Source organism: Streptomyces sp. NPDC059909, assembly GCF_042730885.1.
Taxonomy (GTDB): Bacteria; Actinomycetota; Actinomycetes; order Streptomycetales; family Streptomycetaceae; genus Streptomyces.
In genome coordinates, this window is record NZ_JBHWKX010000024.1 from 73,897 (window position 1) to 100,029 (window position 26,133).

26 protein-coding genes and 1 tRNA gene are annotated in these 26,133 nt (G+C 69.9%); 2 read left to right on the forward strand and 25 right to left on the reverse strand.

What is annotated here, in order from left to right:
* Nucleotides 1-90: 90 nt before the first annotated feature.
* The 14 genes from ACFV9O_RS18425 to ACFV9O_RS18490 form a co-directional block, all read right to left on the reverse strand.
* Nucleotides 91-759, reverse strand: a complete 669-nt coding sequence (locus ACFV9O_RS18425; RefSeq protein ID WP_385418908.1) for a protein-tyrosine-phosphatase — start codon at nucleotides 757-759, stop codon at nucleotides 91-93.
* Nucleotides 756-1,403 (reverse strand): L-threonylcarbamoyladenylate synthase, encoded by a 648-nt coding sequence (locus tag ACFV9O_RS18430; RefSeq protein ID WP_385418910.1) that lies wholly within the window; start codon nucleotides 1,401-1,403, stop codon nucleotides 756-758. The genes ACFV9O_RS18425 and ACFV9O_RS18430 overlap by 4 nt, the downstream gene beginning before the upstream one ends.
* Nucleotides 1,404-1,434: 31 nt before the next feature.
* Entirely contained in the window at nucleotides 1,435-2,316 is an 882-nt protein-coding gene (gene prmC / locus ACFV9O_RS18435) for a peptide chain release factor N(5)-glutamine methyltransferase (RefSeq protein ID WP_385418913.1), read from the reverse strand.
* A gap of 57 nt (nucleotides 2,317-2,373) precedes the next feature.
* Nucleotides 2,374-3,450, reverse strand: a complete 1,077-nt coding sequence (gene prfA, locus ACFV9O_RS18440) for a peptide chain release factor 1 (protein ID WP_385418915.1) — start codon at nucleotides 3,448-3,450, stop codon at nucleotides 2,374-2,376.
* 97 nt (nucleotides 3,451-3,547) lie between these two features.
* A complete protein-coding gene (gene rpmE, locus ACFV9O_RS18445; RefSeq protein WP_385418918.1) occupies nucleotides 3,548-3,772 on the reverse strand; it encodes a 50S ribosomal protein L31 in 225 nt (74 codons plus the stop codon).
* A gap of 186 nt (nucleotides 3,773-3,958) precedes the next feature.
* A complete protein-coding gene (locus ACFV9O_RS18450) occupies nucleotides 3,959-5,050 on the reverse strand; it encodes an LCP family protein (RefSeq protein WP_385418921.1) in 1,092 nt (363 codons plus the stop codon).
* A 281-nt stretch (nucleotides 5,051-5,331) separates the two neighbouring features.
* On the reverse strand, nucleotides 5,332-6,996 hold the full coding sequence (locus tag ACFV9O_RS18455) for a trypsin-like serine protease (protein WP_385418923.1): 1,665 nt from the start codon (nucleotides 6,994-6,996) through the stop codon (nucleotides 5,332-5,334).
* 230 nt (nucleotides 6,997-7,226) lie between these two features.
* Nucleotides 7,227-9,245 carry a transcription termination factor Rho gene (gene rho, locus ACFV9O_RS18460; protein WP_385418926.1) on the reverse strand — a complete coding sequence of 673 codons (2,019 nt, stop codon included), beginning with the start codon at nucleotides 9,243-9,245 and terminating at the stop codon, nucleotides 7,227-7,229.
* A gap of 391 nt (nucleotides 9,246-9,636) precedes the next feature.
* Nucleotides 9,637-10,554 carry a homoserine kinase gene (thrB, locus tag ACFV9O_RS18465; RefSeq protein WP_385418929.1) on the reverse strand — a complete coding sequence of 306 codons (918 nt, stop codon included), beginning with the start codon at nucleotides 10,552-10,554 and terminating at the stop codon, nucleotides 9,637-9,639.
* A 315-nt stretch (nucleotides 10,555-10,869) separates the two neighbouring features.
* Nucleotides 10,870-11,937, reverse strand: coding sequence for a threonine synthase (thrC, locus tag ACFV9O_RS18470; protein ID WP_385418932.1), 1,068 nt, complete (start codon nucleotides 11,935-11,937; stop codon nucleotides 10,870-10,872).
* 6 nt (nucleotides 11,938-11,943) lie between these two features.
* The gene (locus ACFV9O_RS18475; protein ID WP_385419011.1) at nucleotides 11,944-13,233 is read right to left on the reverse strand and encodes a homoserine dehydrogenase; all 1,290 of its coding nucleotides are present in this window, start codon (nucleotides 13,231-13,233) and stop codon (nucleotides 11,944-11,946) included.
* Between the two features lie 98 nt (nucleotides 13,234-13,331).
* Nucleotides 13,332-14,723, reverse strand: coding sequence for a diaminopimelate decarboxylase (lysA, locus tag ACFV9O_RS18480; protein ID WP_385418934.1), 1,392 nt, complete (start codon nucleotides 14,721-14,723; stop codon nucleotides 13,332-13,334).
* Nucleotides 14,724-14,742: 19 nt separating this feature from the next.
* The gene (gene nrtL, locus ACFV9O_RS18485) at nucleotides 14,743-15,723 is read right to left on the reverse strand and encodes an ArgS-related anticodon-binding protein NrtL (protein WP_385418937.1); all 981 of its coding nucleotides are present in this window, start codon (nucleotides 15,721-15,723) and stop codon (nucleotides 14,743-14,745) included.
* 93 nt (nucleotides 15,724-15,816) lie between these two features.
* Nucleotides 15,817-16,260, reverse strand: coding sequence for a response regulator (locus ACFV9O_RS18490; RefSeq protein WP_385419013.1), 444 nt, complete (start codon nucleotides 16,258-16,260; stop codon nucleotides 15,817-15,819).
* A 340-nt stretch (nucleotides 16,261-16,600) separates the two neighbouring features.
* Between ACFV9O_RS18490 and ACFV9O_RS18495 the strand changes: the two genes are divergently transcribed.
* A tRNA-Arg gene (locus ACFV9O_RS18495) sits at nucleotides 16,601-16,672 on the forward strand.
* A 188-nt stretch (nucleotides 16,673-16,860) separates the two neighbouring features.
* Nucleotides 16,861-17,517 (forward strand): DUF4145 domain-containing protein, encoded by a 657-nt coding sequence (locus ACFV9O_RS18500; protein WP_385418940.1) that lies wholly within the window; start codon nucleotides 16,861-16,863, stop codon nucleotides 17,515-17,517.
* 62 nt (nucleotides 17,518-17,579) lie between these two features.
* On the opposite strand, the gene ACFV9O_RS18505 is transcribed toward ACFV9O_RS18500, so the two are convergent.
* The 11 genes from ACFV9O_RS18505 to ACFV9O_RS18555 form a co-directional block, all read right to left on the reverse strand.
* On the reverse strand, nucleotides 17,580-19,013 hold the full coding sequence (locus ACFV9O_RS18505; protein WP_385418942.1) for a tyrosine-type recombinase/integrase: 1,434 nt from the start codon (nucleotides 19,011-19,013) through the stop codon (nucleotides 17,580-17,582).
* Complete coding sequence (locus ACFV9O_RS18510; RefSeq protein ID WP_385418945.1) at nucleotides 19,010-19,201, reverse strand: helix-turn-helix transcriptional regulator; 192 nt, start codon at nucleotides 19,199-19,201, stop codon at nucleotides 19,010-19,012. Before ACFV9O_RS18510 ends, ACFV9O_RS18505 begins: the two co-directional genes overlap by 4 nt.
* Nucleotides 19,202-19,418: 217 nt before the next feature.
* A complete protein-coding gene (locus tag ACFV9O_RS18515) occupies nucleotides 19,419-20,597 on the reverse strand; it encodes a DUF3631 domain-containing protein (protein ID WP_385418948.1) in 1,179 nt (392 codons plus the stop codon).
* Nucleotides 20,594-20,953 carry a hypothetical protein gene (locus tag ACFV9O_RS18520; protein WP_385418950.1) on the reverse strand — a complete coding sequence of 120 codons (360 nt, stop codon included), beginning with the start codon at nucleotides 20,951-20,953 and terminating at the stop codon, nucleotides 20,594-20,596. The genes ACFV9O_RS18515 and ACFV9O_RS18520 overlap by 4 nt, the downstream gene beginning before the upstream one ends.
* Entirely contained in the window at nucleotides 20,950-21,846 is an 897-nt protein-coding gene (locus tag ACFV9O_RS18525) for a bifunctional DNA primase/polymerase (protein ID WP_385418953.1), read from the reverse strand. The genes ACFV9O_RS18520 and ACFV9O_RS18525 overlap by 4 nt, the downstream gene beginning before the upstream one ends.
* Nucleotides 21,843-22,574, reverse strand: coding sequence for a DNA methylase (locus tag ACFV9O_RS18530; RefSeq protein ID WP_385418956.1), 732 nt, complete (start codon nucleotides 22,572-22,574; stop codon nucleotides 21,843-21,845). The genes ACFV9O_RS18525 and ACFV9O_RS18530 overlap by 4 nt, the downstream gene beginning before the upstream one ends.
* Nucleotides 22,575-22,662: 88 nt before the next feature.
* Nucleotides 22,663-22,920: a hypothetical protein gene (locus ACFV9O_RS18535; RefSeq protein ID WP_385418959.1), complete on the reverse strand. Its 258-nt coding sequence runs from the start codon at nucleotides 22,918-22,920 to the stop codon at nucleotides 22,663-22,665.
* Nucleotides 22,917-23,117: a hypothetical protein gene (locus tag ACFV9O_RS18540; protein ID WP_385418961.1), complete on the reverse strand. Its 201-nt coding sequence runs from the start codon at nucleotides 23,115-23,117 to the stop codon at nucleotides 22,917-22,919. Before ACFV9O_RS18540 ends, ACFV9O_RS18535 begins: the two co-directional genes overlap by 4 nt.
* Nucleotides 23,118-23,131: 14 nt before the next feature.
* Nucleotides 23,132-23,320: a hypothetical protein gene (locus ACFV9O_RS18545; RefSeq protein ID WP_385418964.1), complete on the reverse strand. Its 189-nt coding sequence runs from the start codon at nucleotides 23,318-23,320 to the stop codon at nucleotides 23,132-23,134.
* Between the two features lie 163 nt (nucleotides 23,321-23,483).
* The gene (locus ACFV9O_RS18550; protein ID WP_385418967.1) at nucleotides 23,484-23,735 is read right to left on the reverse strand and encodes a hypothetical protein; all 252 of its coding nucleotides are present in this window, start codon (nucleotides 23,733-23,735) and stop codon (nucleotides 23,484-23,486) included.
* Nucleotides 23,736-23,876: 141 nt separating this feature from the next.
* Nucleotides 23,877-26,075, reverse strand: coding sequence for a cell division protein FtsK (locus ACFV9O_RS18555; protein WP_385418969.1), 2,199 nt, complete (start codon nucleotides 26,073-26,075; stop codon nucleotides 23,877-23,879).
* Nucleotides 26,076-26,133 lie beyond the last annotated feature (58 nt).

Below are 26,133 nucleotides of genomic sequence, written 5' to 3' on the forward strand. Positions count from 1 at the left end.
CGCGGCGTGCTTCCCGCATCCCGTCTTTTCCGGAGGCCTCACGCCCCGGATCCCGGGCGTCCCTCATGGCCCCAGGGGCGCGGCCGCGGGTCAGCGGCGTGCGGGGACGCCCGTCAGGGCCGTGACCACGGGGTCCAGGGCCTGGCTGATCTCGTCTCCGATCGAGCGGAAGAAGGTGATCGGCGCCCCGTACGGGTCGTACACCTCGTCCGCGTCGGCGCTGGGCGCCAGCAGCCACCCGCGTAGAGCGGCGGCCGCACGGACCAGTGCGCGGGCGCGTTCGACGACGCCGTCGTCCAGGGGGTCCGGCAGCGTCGCCGGGTCTATGGCCCGGACGAGGCGCGTGAACTCCTTCAGGGTGAAGGTCCGCAGGCCCGCCGAGTGGCCCATGGAGATGACCTGCGCACGGTGGTCACGGGTCGCGGTCAGCACCAGGTCCGCGCGGATGACGTGCTCGTCGAGCAGCTCGCGGCCCACGAAGCCGCTCGGGTCCGCGCCGAAGTCGGTGAGGACCGTCTCGGCGTTGGCCTCCATCGGGGCGCCCTCGTGCCCCCAGGTACCGGCGCTCTCCACGATCAGCCCACCGATGGGGGTCCCCCCGGCGTAGCCGGGGGGAGGGTCGCCGAGGCGGTGGCTGAGGGCATGCCGGGTCAGCCGCTCGGTGATCGGTGAGCGGCAGACGTTGCCGGTGCTGACGTGGAGGATGCGGAAGGTGTTGTGCTCCGTGCCGCCTATGCCACGCCCCTCAGGGGCTGTCAATTGGCCACCTCGAGGTCGGGTACGACCTTCCGGAGCTCCTCCGCGTCCAGCGCGCCCGCGCGCAGCAGGACCGGGACCTTGCCGGTGACGTCGACGATCGAGGACGGCACGATGCCGGGCGTGGGGCCGCCGTCGAGGTAGACGGAGACGGAGTCGCCGAGCATGTCCTGCGCGGCGTCGCAGTCCTCGGGCGCCGGGTGCCCGGTGAGGTTGGCGGACGACACGGCCATCGGGCCGACGTCCGTGAGCAGCTCGATCGCGACCGGGTGCAGCGGCATGCGGATCGCGACGGTGCCCCGGGTGTCGCCCAGGTCCCACTGGAGCGACGGCTGGTGCCGGGCCACGAGGGTCAGCGCGCCCGGCCAGAACGCGTCGACGAGCTCCCACGCCTGCTCCGAGAAGTCGGTGACGAGGCCGTGCAGCGTGTTCGGCGAGCCGATGAGCACCGGGGTGGGCATGTTGCGGCCGCGCCCCTTCGCCGCGAGCAGATCGGCGACGGCCTCCGAGCTGAACGCGTCCGCACCGATGCCGTACACGGTGTCGGTGGGCAGCACGACCAGCTCGCCGCGGCGGACGGCCGACGCGGCTTCACGCAGGCCGGTGATGCGATCCGTCGCGTCGTTGCAGTCGTATCGCCGAGCCATCAGCGGGCCTCCTGGTACACAGTGCGGGTAGTCACGGCATGGCCTTGCGCGCGGTCGCGAACCGCGGCCGGTTGTTCAGGTCGGGATGGTCGGCGGCATCCGCCCAACCCGCCTCCTCGTTGAAGATCCACGGCACCTGGCCGCCCTGGGTGTCGGCGTGCTCGACGACGACGAGGCCGCCGGGGCGCAGCAGCCGGTGGGCGGTGCGTTCGATGCCGCGGATGGTGTCGAGGCCGTCCTCGCCGGAGAAGAGGGCCATCTGCGGGTCGTGGTCGCGGGCCTCGGGTGCGACGTACTCCCACTCGGTGAGCGGGATGTACGGCGGGTTGGAGATGACCAGGTCGACCTGGCCGTCGAGTTCGGGAAGGGCGCCCAGGGCGTCGCCGTGGTGGACGGTGACCCTGGACCCCTCGGCGTTCTTCCGGGTCCAGCCGATCGCGTCGTCGGACAGCTCCACGGCGTGCACGCGCGAGCGCGGCACCTCCTGTGCGATGGCGAGGGCGATGGCCCCGGAGCCGGAGCACAGGTCGACGACGAGCGGCTCGACGACGTCCATGGCCCGCACGGCGTCTATGGCCCAGCCGACGACCGACTCGGTCTCGGGGCGCGGCACGAAGACGCCGGGGCCGACCTGCAGCTCCAGATAGCGGAAGAAGGCGCGTCCGGTGATGTGCTGCAGCGGCTCGCGGGCCTCACGGCGGGCGACGGCCTCCCAGTACCGCGCGTCGAAGTCCGCGTCCTTGACCAGGTGCAGTTCGCCGCGCTTGACGCCGTGGACGAACGCGGCGAGTTCCTCCGCGTCGAAGCGGGGTGAGGGCACGCCGGCATCGGCCAGCCGCTGGGTGGCCTGGGCCACCTCGGCAAGCAGCAAGGATCGGGGGTACGGGGGTCGTCCCCCGGGGAGCGACTGCACGCTGGTCCTCCGGGCTGAGCAGGGCTGTTCGATGGACGCGGTACCGCGGTGCGCGGCCTACGCTGCGGCGAGCTTCGCGGCGGAGTCGGCGTCGACGCAGGCCTGGATCACGGAATCCAGTTCACCGTCGAGCACCTGGTCCAAGTTGTACGCCTTGAATCCGACGCGGTGGTCCGAGATCCGGTTTTCCGGGAAGTTGTACGTACGGATCTTCTCGGAGCGGTCGACCGTCCGGACCTGGCTGCGGCGGGCGTCCGCGGCTTCCTGCTCGGCCGCCTCCTGGGCCGCGGCGAGCAGCCTGGAGCGCAGGATACGCATGGCCTGCTCCTTGTTCTGGAGCTGGCTCTTCTCGTTCTGGCAGGAGGCGACGACCCCGGTCGGAAGGTGCGTGATGCGCACGGCGGAGTCGGTCGTGTTCACGGACTGGCCGCCGGGACCCGACGAGCGGTAGACGTCGATGCGCAGATCGTTGGGGTTGATCTCGACATCGACCTCCTCCGCCTCGGGCGTGACGAGCACACCGGCCGCGGAGGTGTGGATACGGCCCTGCGACTCGGTGGCCGGCACGCGCTGCACACGGTGCACGCCGCCCTCGTACTTCAGCCGCGCCCACACGCCCTGCCCGGGCTCGGTGGCGCCGTTGCCGCCCTTGGTCTTCACCGCGACCTGGACGTCCTTGTAGCCGCCCAGCTCGGACTCGGTGGCGTCGATGATCTCGGTCTTCCAGCCGACGCGCTCGGCGTAGCGCAGGTACATCCGCAGCAGGTCGCCGGCGAACAGCGCCGACTCGTCGCCGCCCGCGCCCGCCTTGATCTCCAGGATGACGTCCTTGTCGTCGCTGGGGTCGCGCGGGACGAGCAGCAGCCGGAGCTTCTCGGTGAGCTCCTCGCGCTGCTTCTCCAGCTCCTTGACCTCGGCGGCGAAGTCGGGATCGTCGTGGGCGAGCTCCCGGGCCGTCCCGATGTCGTCCCCGGTCTGCTTCCAGGCGCGGTACGTGGTGACGATCGGGGTCAGCTCTGCGTACCGCTTGTTGAGCTTGCGCGCGTTCGCCTGGTCCGCGTGGACCGAAGGGTCGGCGAGCTTCTTCTCGAGATCGGCGTGCTCACCGATCAGTTCCTCGACCGCCTCGAACATCGGGGGGCTCCTGGTTTCTGTACTAACGGCAGGGACGGCAAAGCGCCGGTCCCGGCCGCCCCGCACAGGGGCAGCCGAAGACCGGCGCAGTGGCTCGCTACTTCTTGGCGGAGCCGGCAGCCTTGCCGAAGCGGGCCTCGAAGCGGGCCACACGGCCACCGGTGTCGAGGATCTTCTGCTTGCCCGTGTAGAACGGGTGGCACTCGGAGCAGACCTCGGCGCGGATGGTGCCGCCCTGGATCGTGCTACGGGTGGTGAACGACGCGCCGCAGGTGCAGCTCACCTGGGTCTCGACGTACTCGGGGTGGATGTCGCGCTTCAAGGTGTCTCCTAGTTTCGGGAGGGCACCGGGTCGCACGCGCGGGATGCGCGAACGTGAACCGGGGCCGACGTACCAGTCTGCCAGGACTGGCCGTATCTCCCAAAACCGGGGTCGGTCCTCAGGTATTCCTGGCTGCCGCACGGGGTATGTCCGGCGGTTTCCCGGGGCTTCCCCGGCCGCCGCCGGCTACCGGACGATGCCCTTGGCCAGGCCGTCGGCGGTGTCCTTGGTCGCCGACGCGGGGATCGGGAGATCGTTCTTCAGGGCGGTCCACACCTGCTTGCCCTGCTTCTTCAGCGGCACGACACGGTTGGGGTCGATCTTGTCGTACTCGACCGGCATCGTCACCATGGTGACGCTGTCCGCGCCGAGGCCCTTCAGCCCGTTCGCGAATCCGACGAGCTCCTTCACCGAGTCGAGCTCGGAGTCGGTCGTGATCGCCTTGGTCGCGCTGTCGGCCAGGCCGTACAGCTTGTTCGGGCTGCTGAACACCCCGACGTCCTTGACCTGCTGGATCAGCGCCTTGATGAAGGCCTGCTGGAGCTGGATCCGCCCGAGGTCGCTGCCGTTGCCGACGGACTTGCGGGTGCGGACGAGGCCGAGGGCCTGCTCGCCGTCGAGGGTGCGGGTGCCGGGCTCGAGATCGAGATGGCTCTTGGAGTCCTTGATCGCCTCGGTGGTGGTGATCTCGACGCCGCCGAGTTCGTCGATGATCTTCTTGAAGCCGGTGAAATCGACCTCTACGTAGTGGTCCATGCGGATGCCGGACATCTTCTCGACGGTCTTGACCGCACAGGCGGGGCCGCCGACCTCGTACGCCGTGTTGAACATGGCGCGGCTCTCGCCGTCGACCGCCTTGCCGTCGCCGTCGGCGCACTGCGGCCGGTCTATGAGGGTGTCGCGGGGCACGGAGACGACCGCGGCCTTCTTGTGGCCCTCGTAGACGTGCACGATCATCGCGGTGTCGGAGCGGGCGCCGCCGCCGTCTGCCCCGTACTTGCCGTTGGCCCCGGAGCGGGAGTCGGAGCCGAGGACGAGGATGTCCATGGAGCCGTTGTCGACGTTGTCGGGGCGGTCCTTGCCAAGCTGGGCGTTGATGTCGACGGTCTGGATGTTGCCGTTGAGCTTGAAGTAGACGTAGCCGGCTCCCGAACCGCCGATGAGCACGAGAAGGGCCGCGGACCAGGCGGCGACGGTGGCGGCGCGGTTCCCCCCGGAGCGCTGCTTGCGGCGCGTGCCCGTGGCCCGTATTCGACTGCCCTTGGTCTGGTCGGCCATATCTCCCCAAGCCCTCGTAGGTTCTGTTGCCCCCCGGCCGTGGTGTTCAGGCACGGTTTGCCCACCCTGTCAAGCTTTGTTACGCCACTTGTGAGACGGCGGAGTGCCCGGAAGGGTTGCACAGGTCCCTGAGAAGTCAGTGAGAAAAGGGCCGTGCCCACCGTGTCGGACACGGTGGGCACGAACCCTCGTTCACCTGCTGTTTCGTCTCGGTCGACGCCCTGCCCTGCCGGGCCGTGGGTGTGACCGGGATCTCTTGTCGGGCTCCCGCTCCGGCCGGATCAGCCGAAGAGGTTGTAGCTGCCGAAGCCGGTGCCGGCCTGGATCGGCGCGCGCAGCGTGCCGGTGGTGGTGCCGTTGCCCCGGTGGAGCTGGAGCGCGCCGTTGGAGGTACGGGTCACCACGTCGGGCTTGCCGTCACCGGAGACGTCACCGGGGGTGACGATGACGTTGTACGTGCCCCACGACGAGGCCTGCAGGACCGGCGTCCCGAACGGGGCCGTGGCGTTGCCGGTGCCCGGGATCAGATACAGCGCGGTGCTGCTGCTGTTGCGCACGAGCAGGTCCGTGCGGCTGTCGCCGTTGAAGTCACCGTGGCCGCGGACCGCGTTGTACTTCTGGTAGCCGGAGCCGATCACCTTGAGGGTGCCGACGCCGCCGGCGCCGTTGCCCGGCAGGACCACGAGCGCACCGGACGAGGAGACGCCGACCACGTCGGGGAGGGCGTCGCCGGTCACGTCGCCGGGGGCGAGGATCGCGCGGTAGGTGCCGAACCCGGTGGCGATGCGGCCGGAGACGTACGACGACGAGGTGGCGCTGCGCCGGACCCAGCGGAGCTCGCCGGTGGAGGTCTGGCGGACCACGAAGTCCTGGTAGCCGTCCCGGTTGAGGTCGGTCTGCGCCACGACGTTGTAGCCGGAGTACGTGCCCGAGAACGCGGTCTTGGTGGTGAAGCCGACGCCGTTGGACGTGAAGCTGTAGTCCGCACCGGCGGACGTACGGGCGAACAGGTCGGCGCGGCCGTCACGGGTGAGGTCCGTGTCGTCGATCCGCGGCTGGGCGGCCGGCTTCAGGTTGGCGACGTGGGCGAACGCCTCGTAGGCACCGACCACGTTGCACAGCTGCTGGCCGTCCTCGGAGTTGATGCCCCAGGAGACGACACCGACGACCTTGCCCTTGACCAGGACCGGACCGCCGGAGTCACCCGGGCAGGGCGTCTTGCCGGTGGCGTCGCTGCCCGTACCGGCCTGACCGGCGCAGAACATGGTGCCGTTGTCCTGGAAGAACGGGTTGAGGTTCTCCACGCACTCCTGGTTCGAGTGCAGCGGAAGCACGACCTGCTGGAGCGTCGACGCGAGCGTGGCGGTGTCGGCGTCCGACGATGTCAGACCCCAGCCGAGCGTGATGCCGTTGGTGCCCGCGTTGTACGACGCGAGGTCGCCGGGGCCGGCGAGCGGCAGCGGCTTGTACGGCAGCGGCTTGGAGAGCGTCAGGACGGCGAGGTCGTTGCTGAACGTCTCCGTGCTGTAGCCGGGGTGGACCCACTGGCGGCTGACGTTGACCGCGGTGCCCTCGGAGTTGGTGGGGCCGCCGACGAGCTTCGAGGTGCCGGCGAGGATCAGGCCGTCACGCGCGAAGTTGAGCGGGTTGCCGAACTCGTCGGTCACACAGTGCGCGGCGGTGAGCACCTTGTTGGGGGCCACCAGCGTGCCGCCGCAGTTGAAGTACAGGTAGCCGTCGTCGTAGAAGTCGTACAGCAGCTGCACCATGTACGGCGCGCTGCTGAACGAGGTGGTCGTGCCGCCGATGATGCGCGGCGACGGCGTCCCCGACGTCGACGAGGCGTCCGCGACCTTGTAGCCCTTGGGGGGCAGGAACTTCGGTTCGGTCTCGTCCGCCTGGGCGCTGAATGCGAAGGCACCGGCGGCGAGGGAGAGTGCGGCCACGCCGGCCGCTATGAGTTTGCGGACCCGGTGAACGGGTCTGCCATGGCGCGATGCGCGCACGCGTGTCTCCAGGGTATGGGTAAATCCGGCAAAGGAGGCCGCGTGGGGGAACGGCTGGTGAAGTGAGAGTGGCCGTTAGTGGGGAACGGCTGATCGATACTACAAACAGAGGGCCCGTTCCGTCACTTGCGTAACGGAACGGGCCCTCAATTATGCAGGGTTGTCCAGAATCAGTCGTTGCCGTTGCCCGGCATCGGCGTCGTCTTCTGGATCTGGAGCAGGAATTCGGCGTTCGACTTCGTCTGCTTCATCTTGTCGAGCAGCAGCTCGATCGCCTGCTGCTGGTCGAGCGCGTGCAGCACCCGGCGCAGCTTCCAGACGATGGAGAGCTCGTCGGCACCGAGCAGGATCTCCTCCTTGCGGGTGCTGGACGCGTCGACGTCCACCGCCGGGAAGATGCGCTTGTCGGAGAGCTTCCGGTCGAGCTTGAGCTCCATGTTGCCGGTGCCCTTGAACTCCTCGAAGATCACCTCGTCCATGCGCGAGCCGGTCTCGACCAGCGCAGTGGCCAGGATGGTCAGCGAGCCGCCGTCCTCGATGTTGCGCGCGGCGCCGAAGAAGCGCTTCGGCGGGTAGAGCGCGGTCGAGTCGACACCACCGGACAGGATGCGTCCGGAGGCCGGGGCCGCCAGGTTGTAGGCGCGGCCCAGACGGGTGATCGAGTCCAGCAGGACGACCACGTCGTGACCCAGCTCGACGAGACGCTTCGCGCGCTCGATGGCCAGCTCGGCGACCGTGGTGTGGTCCTCGGCGGGGCGGTCGAAGGTCGAGGAGATGACCTCGCCCTTCACCGACCGCTGCATGTCGGTGACCTCTTCCGGACGCTCGTCGACGAGGACGACCATCAGGTGGCACTCGGGGCTGTTGACCGTGATCGCGTTGGCGATCGCCTGCAGGATCATGGTCTTGCCGGTCTTCGGCGGGGCCACGATCAGGCCTCGCTGGCCCTTACCGATCGGCGACACGAGGTCGATGATGCGGGTGGTCAGCACGCCCGGGTCGGTCTCCAGACGGAGCCGGTCCTGCGGGTAGAGCGGGGTCAGCTTGTTGAACTCCGGGCGGCCACGGCCGGATTCGGGCGCCATGCCGTTGACGGAGTCGAGGCGGACCAGCGCGTTGAACTTCTCACGGCGCTCGCCCTCCTTGGGCTGCCGCACCGCGCCGGTGACGTGGTCACCCTTGCGCAGGCCGCTCTTGCGGACCTGGGCCAGCGACACGTACACGTCGTTCGGACCAGGCAGGTAGCCGGAGGTCCGGATGAACGCGTAGTTGTCGAGGATGTCCAGGATGCCCGCGACGGGGATCAGGACGTCGTCCTCGGAGACCTGCGGCTCGCCGCTCGCGAAGTCGTCGCGGCCGCGACGGCCACGGCGGTCGCGGTACCGGCCACGGCGTCCGCGCCGGCCACTCTCGTCGTCGAAGTCGTCCTGCGGGCCGCCGCCCTGGCGCTGCTGCTGGCCGCCGCCCTGCTGCTGGCGCTGGCCGCCCTGCTGGTCGTCGCCCTTGCCGCCGCGGCGGTCACGGTCACGGTCGCGCCGGCCGTCACGCTGACGGTCGCCGCGCTCGCCGCGCTCGCCCCGGTCACGCTGGCGGTCGCCACGGCGACCCTCCGCCGTGTCCGTGGCGGCCTCGGCCCTGGCCTCCGGCTGCGCCTCGCTCCTGGCCTCGGCCCGGACCTCGGTCTTGACGTCGCCCTTCGGCTCGGCCTGAACGGCCTCGCCCTCGGGGCTGCCGGCGGGGGCGGTGGCACGGCGACGACGGCGCTCGCCGGCCGGGGCGTCCTCACTGGCCGGCTGGCCGGGGATGTCGATCTGCTGCTGGGCGACGGCCTTCTCGGCCTTCGGCTCGGCTGCCGCGGCGCTCTCCTCGCCCGCGCGGGCCTTGGAGGTGGCACGCCGCTTCGGCTTGGCCTCGGCCTCACCCGCGTCGGCGCTCTTCGCCGGGGCGGCACTGCCTCCGGCCTGCGCCTCCTTGATGACCTCGATCAGCTGGCTCTTGCGCATACGCGCGGTGCCCCTGATGCCGAGGCCGGACGCGACCTGCTGCAGCTCGGCCAGGACCATGCCCTCGAGGCCGGTGCCGGAGCGGCGGCGCCGTGAGGTGGTGCCAGTGGCAGCACCTGCGGCGGGCGCGGTGGTGTCGACGTTGCTGTCGGCAGTCACGCCCATCAGATCGGTGGTGTCGCTCACGAAGGGTCCTTCCCTGGAGCGGACGTCGGCCTTCTGGCTCGGCGACCGGTTGTGCTGTCCGACGGCGGTCTTTGATCTTTCGGATCGCGGACCGAAGTCGGGGCGGTGGTCCCGCCGGGTACGGCGGAAGAGATGTACGTGCAAGGCCCGGCCCGAGTTCCCCCTGCTCGGCCCTCTCCTGGGAAAGCGAGGGGTGTCGTGCCGGTTCCGGAGCGTGCTCGAAACTGCTCAGGCAGGCTGCTCAGGCAGTTGGGGAGGCTCCCGGAAGAATGGGTGGTCCCGGAAGGGGACACGAAGCACCGCACCACAAGAATGTGGGCTGCGTACTTGAGGTTAACACTACCGGCTCCAACAAACATTCCCCCTCTCCATCACCGGCAATCCCGTGTCGCTACGAGGCGAGCGGCAGAACACTCGCCCCCGCTGCGTCGAGGGCCAGCCGGTTCGCCGCCCAGCCCTCGCCCGCCAGCCGTGCGACCTTGTCGGCCGCATCGCCCTCGGCCAGCGCGAGCACCGTGGGGCCCGCACCGGAGATGACTGCTGGGACGCCGTCCGCGCGCAGTCGGTTGACCAGTTCCACGCTCTGCGGCATCGCGGGGGCGCGGTACTCCTGGTGGAGACGGTCCTCGGTGGCGGGCAGCAGCAACTCGGGGCGCCTGGTCAGCGCCTCGACGAGCAGTGCGGCACGGCCCGCGTTGGCCGCTGCGTCGACATGCGGGACCGTACGCGGCAGCAGTCCGCGCGCGGTCTCGGTGAGCACCGGCCTCGACGGTACGAAAACCACCGGAACGATGGAATCCGACGGGTCCATCCTGATCGCGCGCGCCGCACCGGCGTCGGTCCAGGCAAGAGTGAAGCCGCCGAGGAGACAGGCGGCGACGTTGTCGGGATGCCCCTCGATCTCGGTGGCGAGCTCCAGCAGCGCCGCGTCGTCGAGCCGGGCGTCGCCCCCTATGGTCACCGCGCGGGCGGCGACGATGCCGGCGCAGATGGCGGCGGACGAGGAGCCCAGGCCGCGGCCGTGCGGGATGCGGTTGGCGCAGACGACCTCGAGGCCGCGGGGTTGTCCGCCGAGGAGGTCGAAGGCCGTGCGCAGCGAGCGTACGAGCAGATGGCTCTCGTCGCGGGGCAGCGTCTCGGCACCCTCGCCGGCGATGTCGATGTGCAGACCGGAGTCCGCGACCCGGACGACGACGTCGTCGTACAGCCCCAGCGACAGGCCGAAGGCATCGAAGCCCGGCCCGAGATTGGCGCTGGTGGCGGGGACGCGCACCCGGACGGCGGCGGCGCGGAACGCAGGACCGGCCATCGCTCGACGACACTCCTTGATTCTGATTCGGCGGGATGACGAGGTTGTGACGATGTACGAAGACCCGTGGGCTGCGACGGCAGCAACACCGCGGCAGATGCGGCGGGGCGGGTCGGTACAGCCTATCGAAGGATGGTTGAGCGGCGACATAGGGCGCATGGGAGGCGCACGATGCGTGTCGCAAGCCTCCCATGCTCCTTCTGTGCGGAGATGGGAGGCGTTGCCGCATACGCGTGCGACACGTAGGAGGGCACGTACGCGCCCGGGCCCTGCGCGGGCGGGCCCTGGCTCTGTGCGAGCCCGAGCCGTCGGTCCCTAGGCGAGCCCGAGACGCTCCGCCGCGGCCGCCGCATCGACCGGCACCGTGACCGGCTGAGGCGCTCCGGCGACCGCCCAGTCCGGGTCCTTGAGGCCGTTGCCGGTGACCGTGCAGACGATCCTCTGCCCGCGCTCGACCCGGCCCTCCTCCGCGGCCTTCAGCAGACCGGCCACCGAAGCCGCCGATGCCGGCTCGACGAAGACGCCCTCGCGCGAGGCCAGCAGCTTGTAGGCGCGCAGGATCTGACGGTCGGTCACCTCGTCGATGAAGCCGCCCGACTCGTCCCGGGCCGCCAGCGCGAACTCCCAGGAGGCCGGGTTGCCGATCCGGATCGCGGTGGCGATGGTCGACGGGTCCTTGACGACCTCGCCACGCACGATCGGCGCGGAGCCGGAGGCCTGGAAGCCCCACATGCGGGGGGTGTGCGTGGCCAGCTCGTCCGCCGCGTACTCCTTGTAACCCTTCCAGTACGCCGTGATGTTGCCGGCGTTGCCGACCGGCAGCACATGGATGTCGGGGGCGTCGCCGAGCGCGTCGACGATCTCGAAGGCCGCGGTCTTCTGGCCCTCGATGCGCACCGGGTTGACCGAATTGACCAGCGCCACCGGGTAGCTCTCGGAGAGGCCGCGGGCCAGCACCAGGCAGTCGTCGAAGTTGCCGTCGACCTGGAGGATCTTCGCGCCGTGGACCAGCGCCTGGCCCAGCTTGCCCATCGCGATCTTGCCCTGCGGGATCAGCACGGCGGAGACCATGCCGGCCCGCCCGGCGTACGCCGCGGCGGACGCGGAGGTGTTTCCGGTGGAGGCGCAGATGACGGCCTTCGCACCCTCCTCCTTGGCCTTGGTGATCGCCATGGTCATCCCGCGGTCCTTGAAGGACCCGGTCGGGTTCGCGCCCTCGACCTTGAGATACACCTCACAGCCGGTGGCCTCGGAGAGCGTCTGGGCGCGTACGAGCGGCGTGCCGCCCTCGCCGAGCGTGACGACCGGCGTCGTGTCCGTGACGGGGAGCCGGTCCCGGTACTCCTCGATGATGCCGCGCCACTGGTGAGTGCGAGTGCTCATGGGTGCTTACTCTCCTTCAACCCGCATGATGCTGGCGACACCACGCACGGTGTCGAGATTGCGCAGCGCCTCGACGGTCCCCGAGAGGGCGGCGTCGGGCGCGCGGTGGGTGACGACGACGAGCGATGCCTCGCCGTCCTTGCCCGTCTGGCGCACCGTGTCGATGGATACGCCGTGCTCGGCGAAGACCGTCGCGACCTGGGCGAGCACGCCCGGCTTGTCGGCCACGTCGAGGCTGATGTGGTACCGCGTCACGACCTCGCCCATGGGGCTCACGGGCAGCTGCGTGTACACGGACTCGCCTGGCCCGGTGGCCTCGGCGAGCTTGTTGCGGCAGACCGCGACGAGGTCGCCGAGGACCGCGGAGGCGGTCGGGGCACCGCCGGCGCCGGGACCGTAGAACATGAGCCGCCCGGCGGCCTCGGCCTCGACGAAGACCGCGTTGTACGCCGCGCGCACGGAGGCCAGCGGGTGGCTGAGCGGGATCATCGCGGGGTGGACGCGGGCCGTCACGGACTTCCCGTCCGCAGCCCGCTCGCAGATCGCCAGCAGCTTGATGGTGCAGCCCATCTGCTTGGCGGAGGCGAAGTCGGCGGCGGTGACCTCGGTCATGCCCTCGCGGTACACGTCGTCGAGGCGCACACGCGTGTGGAAGGAGATTCCGGCGAGGATCGCGGCCTTGGCGGCGGCGTCGAAGCCCTCGACGTCGGCGGTCGGGTCGGCCTCCGCGTACCCGAGGGCGGTGGCCTCGTCGAGGGCCTCGGAGTAGCCGGCACCGGAGGTGTCCATCTTGTCGAGGATGAAGTTCGTGGTGCCGTTGACAATGCCCAGGACGCGGTTGACCTTGTCGCCGGCCAGCGACTCGCGCAGCGGCCTGATCAGCGGGATCGCACCGGCGACGGCGGCCTCGAAGTAGAGGTCCCGGCCGTGTTTCTCGGCGGCCGCGTACAGCGTGGCGCCGTCCTCGGCGAGCAGCGCCTTGTTGGCGGAGACGACGGAGGCGCCGTGCTCGAAGGCGCTGGTGATGAGGGCGCGGGCGGGCTCGATGCCGCCGATGACCTCGACCACGACGTCGATGTCGCCGCGCGAGACGAGCCCCTTGGCGTCGGTGGTGATGAGCTCGCGGTCGATGCCCTCACGGACCTTGGAGGGGCGGCGGACGGCGACCCCGGCGAGCTCCACGGGGGCGCCGATCCGCGCGGCGAGGTCGTCGGCGTGCGTCGTCATGATGCGCGCCACCTCTGAGCCGACCACTCCACAGCCCAGCAGCGCCACCTTCAGCGGACGCGTACGCATCATCCGACCTCGTTTCTCCATCAAGCAGGGTGCGAACCAGTCTCACTCACCGGACGGGGCTTTCTGTCCCCCGTCCGGATCGTGAGACATATATTTCACTAACCGACATCGAGACGCAGGAGATCTTCCTCCGTCTCGCGCCGGACGATCACGCGCGCCTCGCCGTCCCTGACCGCGACGACGGGCGGGCGCAGTGCGTGGTTGTAGTTGCTGGCCATCGACCGGCAGTAGGCGCCGGTGGCGGGCACCGCGATCAGGTCGCCCGGCGCCAGGTCGGCGGGCAGGAAGGCGTCGCGTACGACGATGTCGCCGCTCTCGCAGTGCTTGCCGACGACGCGGACGAGCATCGGCTCGGCGGTCGACGTGCGCGAGACGAGCGCGACGCTGTAGTCGGCGTCGTACAGCGCGGTGCGGATGTTGTCGGACATGCCGCCGTCGACGCTGACGTACGTACGCAGCCCCTCGAGGCGCTTGATCGTGCCGACCTCGTACAGCGTGAACGCGGTCGGCCCGACGATGGCGCGGCCCGGCTCGACGGAGATCCGGGGTGTCCGCAGACCCGCCGCTTCGCATTCCCGGGTGACGATCTCGCCGAGCGCCTTGGCGATCTCGTGGGGCTCGCGCGGGTCGTCGTCCGACGTGTACGCGATGCCCAGACCGCCGCCGAGGTCGATCTCGGGCAGCTCGACGCCGTGCTCGTCGCGGACGGCCGCGAGCAGCTGGACGACACGGCGGGCGGACACTTCGAAGCCGGCCATGTCGAAGATCTGCGAGCCGATGTGGGAGTGGATGCCGATGAGTTCGAGCCCGTCGAGCTGGAGCGCGCGGCGCACGGCCTCCGCCGCCTCGCCGCCGGCAAGTGCGATGCCGAACTTCTGGTCCTCGTGGGCGGTGGCGATGAACTCGTGGGTGTGGGCCTCGACGCCGACGGTGACGCGGATCTGGACGCGCTGGCGCTTGCCGAGCGACCGGGCGATGTGCGCGACGCGGACGATCTCCTGGAAGGAGTCGAGGACGATGCGTCCGACGCCGGCCTCGACGGCGCGGTGGATCTCCTCCGCGCTCTTGTTGTTGCCGTGGAAGGCGATGCGCTCGGCGGGCATTCCGGCGTCGAGTGCGGTGGTGAGCTCGCCGCCGGAACACACGTCCAGGTTGAGCCCCTCCTCCTTCAGCCAGCGCACGACGGCCCGGCTGAGGAAGGCCTTCCCGGCGTAGAACACGTCGGCGTCCTTGCCGAAGGCGTCGGCCCAGGCGCGGCAGCGGGCGCGGAAGTCGGTCTCGTCGAGGAAGTAGGCGGGCGTGCCGAACTCCTCGGCGAGCGTTGCGACATCGATCCCGCCGACGGTGACGACGCCGTCCTGGTCACGGCGGACGGTGCGGGCCCAGACCTTCTCGTCGAGGGCGTTGAGGTCGGCGGGCGGCGGGGTGTAGTGCCCCTCGGGCAGGACGTCTCCGTGACGGGGCCCGGCGGGGTGCGCGGAACGGCTCATGCTGTCTCTCTCACATCCACTACAAGTGTTCGGGTGCGCTGATGCCGAGCAGGGACAGGCCGCCGGCCAGCACCGTCCCGGCGGCTTCGGCGAGTGCGAGCCGGGAACGGTGGGCGGCCGAGGGTTTCTCGTCGCCGCGGGGCAGCACGGTGTGCTGGAAGCCGAGGAGTGCGTCGGCGGTCGTCTCGAGGTGCCGGGCGAGCCGGTCGGGCGCGCGGAGCCGGGCGGCGGAGGCAAGGACGGCCGCGTGGTCTCCTATGGCGGCGAGGAGGGCCGCGACGTCGACGTCTTCGACGTACTCCGCGGTGAGGGCGAGCTGCGCGGCGGCGCGGGTGAGGGCCCGGCTGCGGGAGTACGCGTACCGCACCCGGAAGAGCGGGTTCCCCTCCCCCTGTACGAGGAGGTCGGCACCGGTGTGCGCCTGGTCGTGGGCGGCGGCACGGAGCAGGGCCCAGCGGGCGGCGTCGGGACCGAGCCGCGCGAACAGCCCGTCGTCGCGTACGGGAACGACCGTGATCCGCTCCTCACCGTCCGGCTCGACGCGGGCATCGGCGCCCTGGGCGCACAGCAGCCGTACGACGGTGTCGGTGATGACGTCGGCGCGGAGTTCACCGGCGGGCGCGAAGACGATGCGGGTCCCGGCGAGACCGTCGCCGTGGCCGTACCGCAGCCCCTGCTCGCGTACGGCACGGACCATCGCGGCGGCGGAACCCTGCCCCAGGGTGAAGTTCAGGAATCCGGGCCCGGTGATCTCGACCTGCGCGATGCCGGGGGCGCCGTCGATGTGCGCCCGCAGGATCTCCGCGACCTCACGGGCCTGCCGCCCGGCGGGCCCGGCCAGCCGGAGCGCGACATTCGTGGCGTAGTCCCCACGCCCACCGGGCCGTGGCCGCTCAACCTTGACCCCGTCCGGCACCGCCACCTGTACCCCGAGGGCACCCTCCTCGACCGCACGGCGCACGGCGCCCAGCACGGTACGGGAGAGCTCTGCGGGGGTCACGGGACAAGCGTATGGGAGGAAGGGGGTGTGATCGCGAACCGGTTTCGCCATGCGGGCAGCCCGCGCGTCGGCACTGGCGCGGGGCCCACAGGTTCAGCCCCGCGTGCTCCCCGCCCGCCCGGCACCATGCCTGCCGTCAACTGACGGCGGGCCCTCCCTGTGCTCCCCACGCTCCCGGTGCGCCAACCGCCGCACGAGCCGCACCAGCTCGGCCGGCTCGAAGGGCTTGGCGAGAAAGGCGTCGACCCCGGCGGTGATACCGGTCTCCACCTCGTACTGCGTACACGCACTGATGATCGCCACCGGCACATTCCTGGTTCGCGGATCGGCCCGCAACCGCGCGGCGGTCCGCAGCCCGTCGATCCGCGGCATCACCACATCGAGCGTGATCACATCCGGCCCCACCTCGTGCACGACGTCCAGGCACTCGGCACCATCGGCCGCGGTCACGACCTCGAAGCCCTCCAGCTCGAGATTGACCCTGATCAGCTGCCGAATGACCTTGTTGTCATCGACAACAAGCACCCGGCCGGACACGCCTGACACAACTCGAGAGTAGGACCCGGGGCGGGGCTGCGTCCGGGTTTTCCCCACTTCTGACCCGTGCGGGGGACGCGGGGGTGAGGGGGCCTTGGCGGTGCCGGGATGACGGGCTGGGTGGGGGTCGGCGTGGCGGGCGCATGTGACCCTGTGCGGCGCGCGAGTGACCTCCGAGTGGGACCCGCCCTGCGGCGGCCCGCGTCCCGCCCGCACCGGCTCCGGAACCGGTGCGGGACCTGGGCAGAAACCATCACCCGTGACAGCCTGGAAATACCTGTTCACGGCCACCCCACAGGAGCTGGTAGGGTTCTACCCGTCGCAGCCGAGAGCGGCGAACGCCCCCGTAGCTCAGGGGATAGAGCAACGGCCTCCGGAGCCGTGTGCGCAGGTTCGAATCCTGCCGGGGGCACTTCGCCTCAACCAGCACAATCATGCGGTTGACCAGCGCAGATGCCCAACGTGAAGAGCGGGACCCAGTCTCACTGGGTCCCGCTCTTTGTCGTTGGTTCGCGCTGATCGCGATAGAGCTGCGATAGAGCTGCCTCGTTTACCTGTTCGCACCTCTCCGCGCGGGTGTGGCCGCTAGCGTCCAGTCGCATGAGCGACGAGAGCAGAGCCGGAGCGACCTTTCCGCTGGTCTGCCCCCACTGTGAGAAGCCGACCCTTGCCACGGTCACCAGTGCGGCCAGCGGAGGTGGTCACCAAGAGCCGCCGTACCTCTTGGAACTAGCTCGATGCGGCCATTGTCAGGACCCCTTCATGATGGTCGAAGAGGACTTTGGCGAGGGCTGGGACGGAGACCCTGTCATCCTTTGGCCACAGAAGCGGCGACCTCTCAGCTTCAAGGTGCCCGAGGCCCTACGACGTGAGCATGAAGAAGCCCTCCAATGCTTCTCGTCCAAGGCGTACACAGCCACGGCTGTGATGGTCCGCCGCACGCTTGAAGGCGTGTGTCTCGATCAGGGCATATCCAACAGTGGACGCCGACCCCCGCTGTTCAAGATGCTGGAGCAGATGAAGAACGACGGGAAGATCGATGGTCGTCTCTTCGAGTGGGCGCAAGAGCTGCGTGTCCTCGGCAATCAAGCTGCTCACTTCACAGGTACAGAAGTGAGCCGCCAAGACGCAGAGGATGGGCTGGCGCTAGCGGAGGCCCTCCTCGACTATCTATACGTCCTCTCAGCTCAATTCGACGCTTTCAAGGCGCGACGAGCTAAGGACAATCAAGAGGGCGACAAGGGCTCCTCGCAGTGAACGACGTGGCGCCTGGGACGCGCGTGGCGCCCCAGGCATCGCCAAGCGAGCCGTGACCATGCTTAGCCCGGCCAGCCGAGTTCCTTTTCAATCTTCTTGTTCATGGCCTCTTCCTGGCCATAGATGCATCCCTCGTACACGCGATGGATCACCTCTGGAGAGTTGCCGACCCTCCGGGCGACCTCGGCCACGGGCACGCCGGCGTTCAGCCATGTCGTGATGCAGGTGTGCCGCAGGTCGTACGGCCGTCCCCCGAGGATGGACGCCTGAAGGTCCGGCGGGAGCGCGTACTCCCGAGCGTCCCGCCACACGCGCCAATAGGTACTGCTACCCACGAGACCGCCACGCTCGTTTGTGAAGAGCCGTCCGTCCTTGGCCGCGCCGAACTCCTCCAAGTGGGCGCGGAGCACGGCCACGAGTGGCGGGGGGATCGGGACCGGCCGGTCTTCCTTGGCCTCCCTCGACTTCAGGCCCCGCTTGTCATGGCGCTCTCCGCTGTCTGTCCACTGCTTGCCCGACACGGGGTGCGTGTCGTGAAGCGTCAGAACACCCCACCCCTGCTCTGGGAGATAGCAGTCAGACTTCCTGAGGCCCACCGCCTCACTCGGGCGGAGCCCCGCGAAGTACATGACCGCGTAGAACGCCACGAGGCGACGCCCTTTCCGCCGATGCCATGTCCCGACGTACGAGACCGCGGCAAGCAACTGAGCCGCTTGGACCTTGTTCACGAGAACCCGCGGGTCCACGCGATCCGAAGCGGAACTCTTCACATTCTTGATGGCAGCTAGCGGATTCTCCGTTAGGAGCTTTCGTTCAACGGCGTATTCCACAGCGGTGTTGAGGGCGCGGCGCCGACGGCGAGAGGTCTCCCCCGCTGCAGGTGCGCCGTCCAGCTTGAAGTAGATCCGGTACTGCACATCTCTCAGGATCTTCGGGTCTTCCAGGGATGAGACAGGGAGGGACTTCTTGGAAATCCACCCGTAAGCGTCTTCGATGTCCGCCGGCGGCTCTTGGCCAGCGTTCTTGGGAATGACTGCCCAACGGAGCGCAAGACGCAGATCTTCCGAGGAAGGCATCCGCTGTTCCTGCTCCACCATGGCCAGCGTCACGGCAGCCAACCCGTCGGCGATTCCCTCTCGGGTCTTGGCTGCCGCGGTCGGCCAACGGAGCCCCATGTACTCGCGACAGAAGGCGAACCAGGACAACTCTTCCCGAGCCACTGCCTCTGCAGTTCTGACCTCGGACTCAGGTAGGCCGTCGATGATCCGGAATGCCTCGCCACGGCGCATGGCCTGCCACAGCTCAGACCTACGACTCTCGGCGAGTGCCACCGTGGAAAAAGTGGCGCTGCTGACCTTGCCGCCGACCTTCCAACGGAGTTGATGCGGGCGGGTCTTGCTCTGCGCCTTGGTCACCTTCCAGAGGCGTACGTCCAAGGAGAACCCCTCCGGGGCCGGGCGGTTGTGCCCGGCCCCCGGGTTAGCGCCTTTCGTCACGCGCTTTCCTCCAACGACTCAAGCCACCGGCTCAGCTCGGACCTGCGGATTCGGACGGCACCATTCGGGAGCTTGATGGACTTCGGACCCTTCTTGCAGGCGCGCCAGCGGTAGAACGTCGCTCGCGGCACGCCGATCTCTTCTATGACGTCAGGGATGGTCAACATCTCGTCGCGGGGCTTGGCCACGATGTCTCCTCGGCCGGGGTGGGGCCTCGTTGCCCCTTCCTGTCAGGTCCGCTACTTCCGCTACCTCCGCTACCGCCCTGGTCAGGGGCATGATCGTGGTAGCGGCTAGGGGTAGCGGTAGCGGATAGGTGCGCTACCGGCCCGGCCGTGGGCAGGCGGGCCGGTAGCGGATGTGGCGGTCAGGTAGCGGATGAATCCGCGCTTGCCGCTACCGTTTTCAGGGCTCTGACCTGCGCGGTAGCGGAGGTAGCGGAAGTAGCGGACTCTCAGGGGGAGGGGGGCAGTAGCGCGCCCACGCGTCGTGGAGATCGGCCGCGTAGTAGCCCTTCATCACGCTGGTGCCGCTCTTGATGTTCCGGGCCGCGATGGGCTTGTTGTCCTCGGTCATGTACTCCCGCAGCATCCGCGACAACCCCCGGGCATCGAGCGGCTTGCCGCTCATGTCCGCCCACGGCGCCTCCTCGAGACTGTGAAGCCGGTCGAGGACGGCGACGGTGGGCAGGCGGTCGATGCCGTTGAAGACGTAGTCCCGCAGATCGATCAGCAGCCGGATGCCGATGCTGCCCTTGTCGCCCTCCTTGGCTGCGTTGACCAGCTCGACGCACGCGGCCCGAGCCCGCTTGGGCCAGTGGCCTCCTGCCGCGTCGGCGACGGCGATGAGCGGTTCCCACACGTCGGCCGGCCGGTCGGTCACCTCCGGCGGCAGCAGGGGGAAGACCCCGTCCACGAGGTGGCTGACGCTGATGGCCCAGTTCGCGAGCCGATCGCGCAGCGCGTTGCCTTCCTTCTCGTGGATGCGCTGCCGGTAGGGCTCCACGCGTTCGTTCCTCGCGCGGCGGCGCATGCGGATGATGACCGAGCGGGTGAGGATCGTGTCCGGGAGGGAGCCGAGTCCGGCCATGGCCACGGCGCAATAGGAGGGGAACTCCTGCACCTGCTGATTGGCCCCGTCGCCGACGCAGCGCCACATGCCGACCCCGCGGCGGTGCCCGGCGTTCAGGAATCCCCGCAGGGGTTCGTTGTCGCCCGCTTTGGGGCCGAAGACGGTGTCCACCTCGTCGAAGAGGATCGTGGGCCTGGTCTCCAGCGTGGACACCGCGCGGAAGAGCACCGAGGCGGACGCGTTCGCGGCCACCAGCGGCTTCGGGACGAGGGTTTCCACGATCTCCAGCGCCCTGGACTTCCCCGAGCCCGGTTCCGGGGAGAGGAACGCGATGCGCGGGGTGGCGTCGAAGCAGTCCAGCAGGTGCGCGTGCGCGTCCCACAGCGTCACCGCGACGTAGGCCGCGTTGATGGGGAACACGTTGAACCTGCGGTGGAAGGCTTCGACCTCATCGAGCAGCGTCGCCCCGTCCGTGCCGGGCTGACTGGTCTGCTCCGTGGTGGTGTTGGTCATGCTGCGTTCCTCCCTTCCTGAGAGGTGCGGAGCGGGCACACGTCCCGGTGCTGCTCGTGGTCTTGGATCAGGGCGAGCGCCCGGCGGTGTCCGACGGCGCTGCGGTCCCTGCCGCAGGCGCATGTCGAGGTGGCGGTGGGCACCGTGCTGCGGCCGGGTGCGGTGATGTGGAGCCACGCCACGATGTGGCGGCCGTCGCTCGGGTGCGGGTCAGTGCGAAGAGCAGAAGGGACGCCCTTGCGGGCGGCGCCCTTCGGGGCGCCCACGGCCGTCGGGGCCTTGCCCTGTGTGGCGGCGGACGGCTGGTCGGTGGTGCCGGGGAGGCTCTTCATTGGGGGATGCGGGCGGGTGGTCATGCCGCCCTCCGCTGCGGGTTGTGGGCGATGGACCAGTTCAGACCGCTGCGCACGGTCGAGCGGCACTGGCGCTCCGACAGGCCGGCGCACTCCCCTGCCGACTGAAGAGCCTCCTCCACCACATCGCGCGGAAGGTCGCCCCACGCGATGAACCGCCCGAGCGCCCTGGCCGCCGCGAGCAGCGTGGCGTTGCGCTCGCCCTGCGGCGCGTCCCGCACGCTCGCCGTTTCCGCCCGGAGTGCCGCTGCGGCGTAGCGGGAGGCCCGGGACGACGACGGCACAGCCATCAGTCCCCGCGAACCCCGACGGGGCGTCAGAAGCGCTTGCAGCCAATCCGGCAGTGGCGCGGGCGGGGTGGGGTCCACGACCGTGTAGTGACCGGCGGATGTGGTGCTTCCGCCGGCGACGACGTAGCCGCCCCATGCGCGGGTGTCGATCAGCCTGCCGAGCCTGCCCGCGGTGTTCGCCAGCCGCGCACCACGGGGGGCGGTGAAGTACAGATGCACTCCCCCGCTCGCGGTCCGCACCATGTGGGTGCTGGGCACGGCCTGCCCGGCGCGCTCGCAGAGCGCCCTGAAGGTCGCCACGCCGCAAGGCGTGTCCGCACTGCCCTTGCTCTTGCGCTTGGGCATGTCGAGATCCACCACCAGCAGCCGGGAGGGTCCGGTGGCGATGCCGATGTTGAAGGGGAGGTCACCCCAGGCCCGGCGGATGCGGTCCGGGTCGATGGTGGCACGCTCCTCCCACTTGCGGTGCCCGCCCGCACAGTCCCCGATGCCGGGGCAGACCGCCTCCCCGTGCAGGGCAGGCCGCTTGTCGCCGGGACGGAGCGGGAGAACGTGCCAGCCGCGCTCGGCCGCGTCCAGCGCGGCGAACAGGAGGTGACGGTTCATGCCGCCACCCCCAGGGTGCGGGCGCCGGCGAGGAAGGCGCGGCCGATCCACTCGCTGTAGGCGGGCGGGATGGCCTCGGTCAGCTCCTCGCGGACGTCGGTCCACGTGATGCCCATGGCCTCCTGCAGCTCGCCGATGGTGGGCTTGCCGCCGCCGTTGCCGTAGGCGGCAACGTAGGGGCCGGCGTAGTACCGGCCGTGCCGGTAGCCGCGCACCCGGCCGCGATGGGCCACGTGCACCGGCCGCAAAGCGGTCCAGCCGCCCAGCTCGAAGTTGCGGTGACGGATCACTCCGAGCCCGAACATCTCGCCGCACAGGGTCAGGTCCTTACGGATCTGTGCGCGCCCGTTGGGCTGCTCGATCACGTACGGCAGACCGGTCTTGTCGAGCAGTTCGCGGGTGGGTGCCACGAGGTCTTCGTGTGCACCGCCCCAGCCCTGGGATTGGTTCGTGCCCACGGTGAGCGCGCACTTGTCCTGGCAGGGCGGGGAGGCGTGCACGAACGCGTACTTCTCGATCTCCCCCGAGGTGATGAGGATGGCGAGGCGTTCGAGCGCGTCGCCCCGGTGCATCGGGAAGGGGTAGTTCGGACGCTCCGCGATGTCGACGCCGTGCACGTCGAACCCGGCGTGGTGGTAGCCCATGCCTGCGCCGCCGGCGCAGGAGTAGACGTCGAGCAGTAACGGCCGCGGGCCGCCTGCTCGCCGGATGTGGATGGGTTGGGTCATGCTGGATGTCTCCAGTTCCTTGGGTTGAGCTGGATTGCCGGGGCGACCGCGTTTCTTTGGCGAGAAGGGGCGGTCGCCCCGGGCGTCTCTAGGCCGCGTCGCGGCGCCGGACCGGGAAGTCGATGACCGTGGCCAGCCGCACCGGCTCGGGCGTAGGCTGCGGGGCCGCTTCGCGTCCGTTCGGCGGGGGCTCGGTGCCGCTGGGCTCGGTGACCCGGAACTCAGCGAACGCGGCGGCCAACGCGTCATCGGCCCGCCGGGCGCGCAGGTGGCCTGCCAGGCAGACCGAGACGGTGGCGGCGGCCGGGGTGAACAGGACGGCTGCAGTGATGAATTCACCGTTCACGCGGCATCGCCTCCGACGGTGGCGAGCAGCTCGGGGAGCGAGCCGCCGAGGACGGTGAGGCGGTGTTCGATCGCCTGCCAGGAGGCGGGATCGATACTCATGAGCGCGGCGGCGGCCGTGGCGAGGTCCCCGCGGGCGGTGGCCTCCAGCGCGGTGCGCAGTTCGCCGGCGGCCATGAGCGCGATGCGATCGGCCATGGTCGGTACCTCCCTTACAGGTTGCCGAGGGCATTGATGACGGCGGTGGCGAGTTCGTTGATGGGTCCGGAGGCGCCAGTAGAGGCGAGGAAGAAGCCGAATCCGACGGCGGTGAACGCGCTGCCGTAGCCGAGGGAGTTGGAGCGCAGAAGGAAGAACAGGACAAGCCCGAACAGGGCGACGAGCGAGACGGTGACGACCACGACAGGGAACTCCTTTGACGGTGTGTCGGGAGGGCTGGCTAAGCTGCGGGCACCCTCGGGTGCTGGCAAGCTCGGGGGTTTGGCCGACGGTTGCGCCCGCCTAACTCCTGCTCGGAGCGGGGTACGTCTCATGACGGGCACCGTCGGCCGCTTTGTGTCCGGGTCAGCGGGTGCCGTCGCGGTGGATGCGGGCGGCGACGTTGTAGAGGTGGCGGCCGACGCGTATGCGTTTGCCGGTCGCGCGGCAGCGGCGGCAGTCCTTGCCGCGCTTCATGCGGCCCTTGCGGTCGTGCTTGATCGCGTGGCCGAAGCCGCGGCACTTGCGGCAGTCACCGAACGGCGCGGCCGCACACAGCCCGCCGTAACCGACAGTGACGGCAAACAGGCAGGCGATAGCGAACAGGGCAGGGGTCATGAGGGGCCCTCCCAGGCGGTTTCCAGAGGTTTTCGCAGGTGGGCCGCTATCCGCTAGCGACCTGATCAGGTGCGGTTTGGGGTGCTAGCGGAGCCGCTAACGTTAGCGGGGTGTGCCGCTAGCGCTAGCGGCCCCGGAGCCTCAGCCCGCGTCCCGCTTTCCGTCACGCTCCGCAATCGTCGTGGTGATGTGGGAGCGGTCGATGCCGCGCCGGTTGACCACTTTCCCGTCCACGCGGCGGCCGACCTGGATGGTGGTGATGCCGTGCGGCTTCAGCGCGGCGGCGAGCGCGTCGGGCTCCCAGCCGTCGTAGACCTCGGGCCGCAGCTCCGCGAGCCGCGCGACGACGGTCTCGGACCACACCTTGGCCTCTTTGGCGGGGACGACGGCGAGGATGTCGGCGAGCAGGTCGTAGGCGGGCCCGGCGGGCTCGGGGGCTTCCCCGAGCGCGTGGCCGGACAGGGTGCCTGCTTCCTCGCGCAGTCGCCGGGCGCGGGCGCCGACGGCTTCGGCGTCGCGGCCGTCGATGTAGATGGCGCGCACGATCCGGGCATCGGAGCCTTCACCGACGAAGTAGTGGATGCCCTTGTCGCCCCAGGCGAACATGGTCGCCCGGACCCCGCGCTTGTACGCGGAGGTGCCAAGCACCATGTCGTTCTCCAGCTGGCCCATGACCTTCAGGCACCAACGGGCCGACGCGTTCGCCGAGATGCCGGTCGGCAGGGCCTTGGCGTCCGGCCGCTGTGTGGCGAGCAGCAGCACGATGCCGGTGGCCGGACCGCGCTTGACCAGGTCGGTGGCGATCTCCTCGAACTCCTTGGCGTGCTCAGGGTGCTCGAACAGGACCTGGCACTCATCCACACCGATCACGATCGGGTGCAGCCCCAGCGACCGCTTGTCCGCAAGAGCTGAGGTGACCTTGGACTCCGGGCAGATGTCCCTCGGCAGGGAGCGGATCACCTTAGTACGGCGGCGCAGCTCCTCGCGCAGAGCCCGGAAGTCGTTCAGGCAGTACCCGATGGACTCGTCGTCGTCGCCCGCGGCATGCCGGTGCGAGACGGCATCCCCGACCGGGTCAAGGTCGCCGGTGCCCTTCATGTCGTAGGTGTGAAGCTCCGCCCGCGGATCCAAGGCCGCGATCAGCAGCAGCAGGCGGAGCAGGAACGTCTTACCCATGCGCGGGATGGCGCCGATGACGCCCGCGATGTATATGAGCGTGGCTTCGACCCAGCGTCCGCGCTGGTCGGTGCCGTAGGCGACCGGCTTGAACAGGTCCACCGAACCCGACTTGAGCAGGGGCCACTTGGGCTGCTTGGCGCGGGACATGTCCTGGTCGCCGACCCACAGCACCAGGTGCCCTGTGTGCTCATCCGGTACCGCCTCCGGCCACACGCAGCCCAACGGACGGCGCAGACCCGAGGCGAGCCGCTCGCGGCGTTCGATGATGTCCGTGACCGTTACGCCGTAGGGGAGGTTGCCCTCCGCGCGCCAGCCGGGCCCGTCCCGGGTGATCGGCGCGGTGAACTCGAACCCGTCCCGCCCCTTGGACTGTGCCTGGTTGATGGCGGGGATGCCGAGCGCGCCGAGCGCGCGCAGCACGATGTCACTGGTCAGCTTGGTGGCCTTGGGCATGTCCACGGCCCGGTGGATGACCGGAGCATCCGCCTGCCGGCCGTTGAACCCGAGCGCCATCACCAGCGCGCTGACCGACAGGGCTTGAAGCCAGCCGGGGGCGAGCACGTAGATGGCGAGCGCCGCCCCGAGACCGACGAACAAGGACAGCACCGTGATCAGGGTCCGCAGCCGCACCCGGCCGTCACGCTGCCGCGACAGCTTCAGGTACTCGGCCGCGTCCTCGCGACGGACGGCGGCCAGTCGGACCGGCTCGCCCTCGCGGTCGGCCACCCACCGCATCGTCCCCCCGATGAACCGGGCGACACCGGCCGGCGACTGGAGCGCGAGGCGGGCGGCATAGATGGGAGCGCGCAGCGCGTGATACCCGGCCGCGTGCGCGTAGTGCCGGGCTACCCACCCAGCCGCAGTCTTCAGCTCCGCCCTCGACCGCAGCCACACCGGAACGACGTCCCGACGGCGGGCGCCCATCAGCCGACCCAGATACCCCGGACCAGCCGCGACCGCAGTCGGCTCGTCGACCATCACCCGCGCAGTCGGGTCACCCGACGAGTCCGCGGTCGGGTCGGGGTCGGAGTCGACCGACCCCGCACGGGCCGACCGCGCCTTGCTCAGGTCGACCACATCCGCCCCCGAGTCGGCCGACCGGTCGGCGGCCATGTCGGCTTCGAGTCGGTTGAAGAGTTCGTTCTCATCGTCGTGATTCACTGAACGTCCCTCCCTGGGACAAGGGGTTGGGGCGGGCCCGGACGGCGCTTTGGACGGC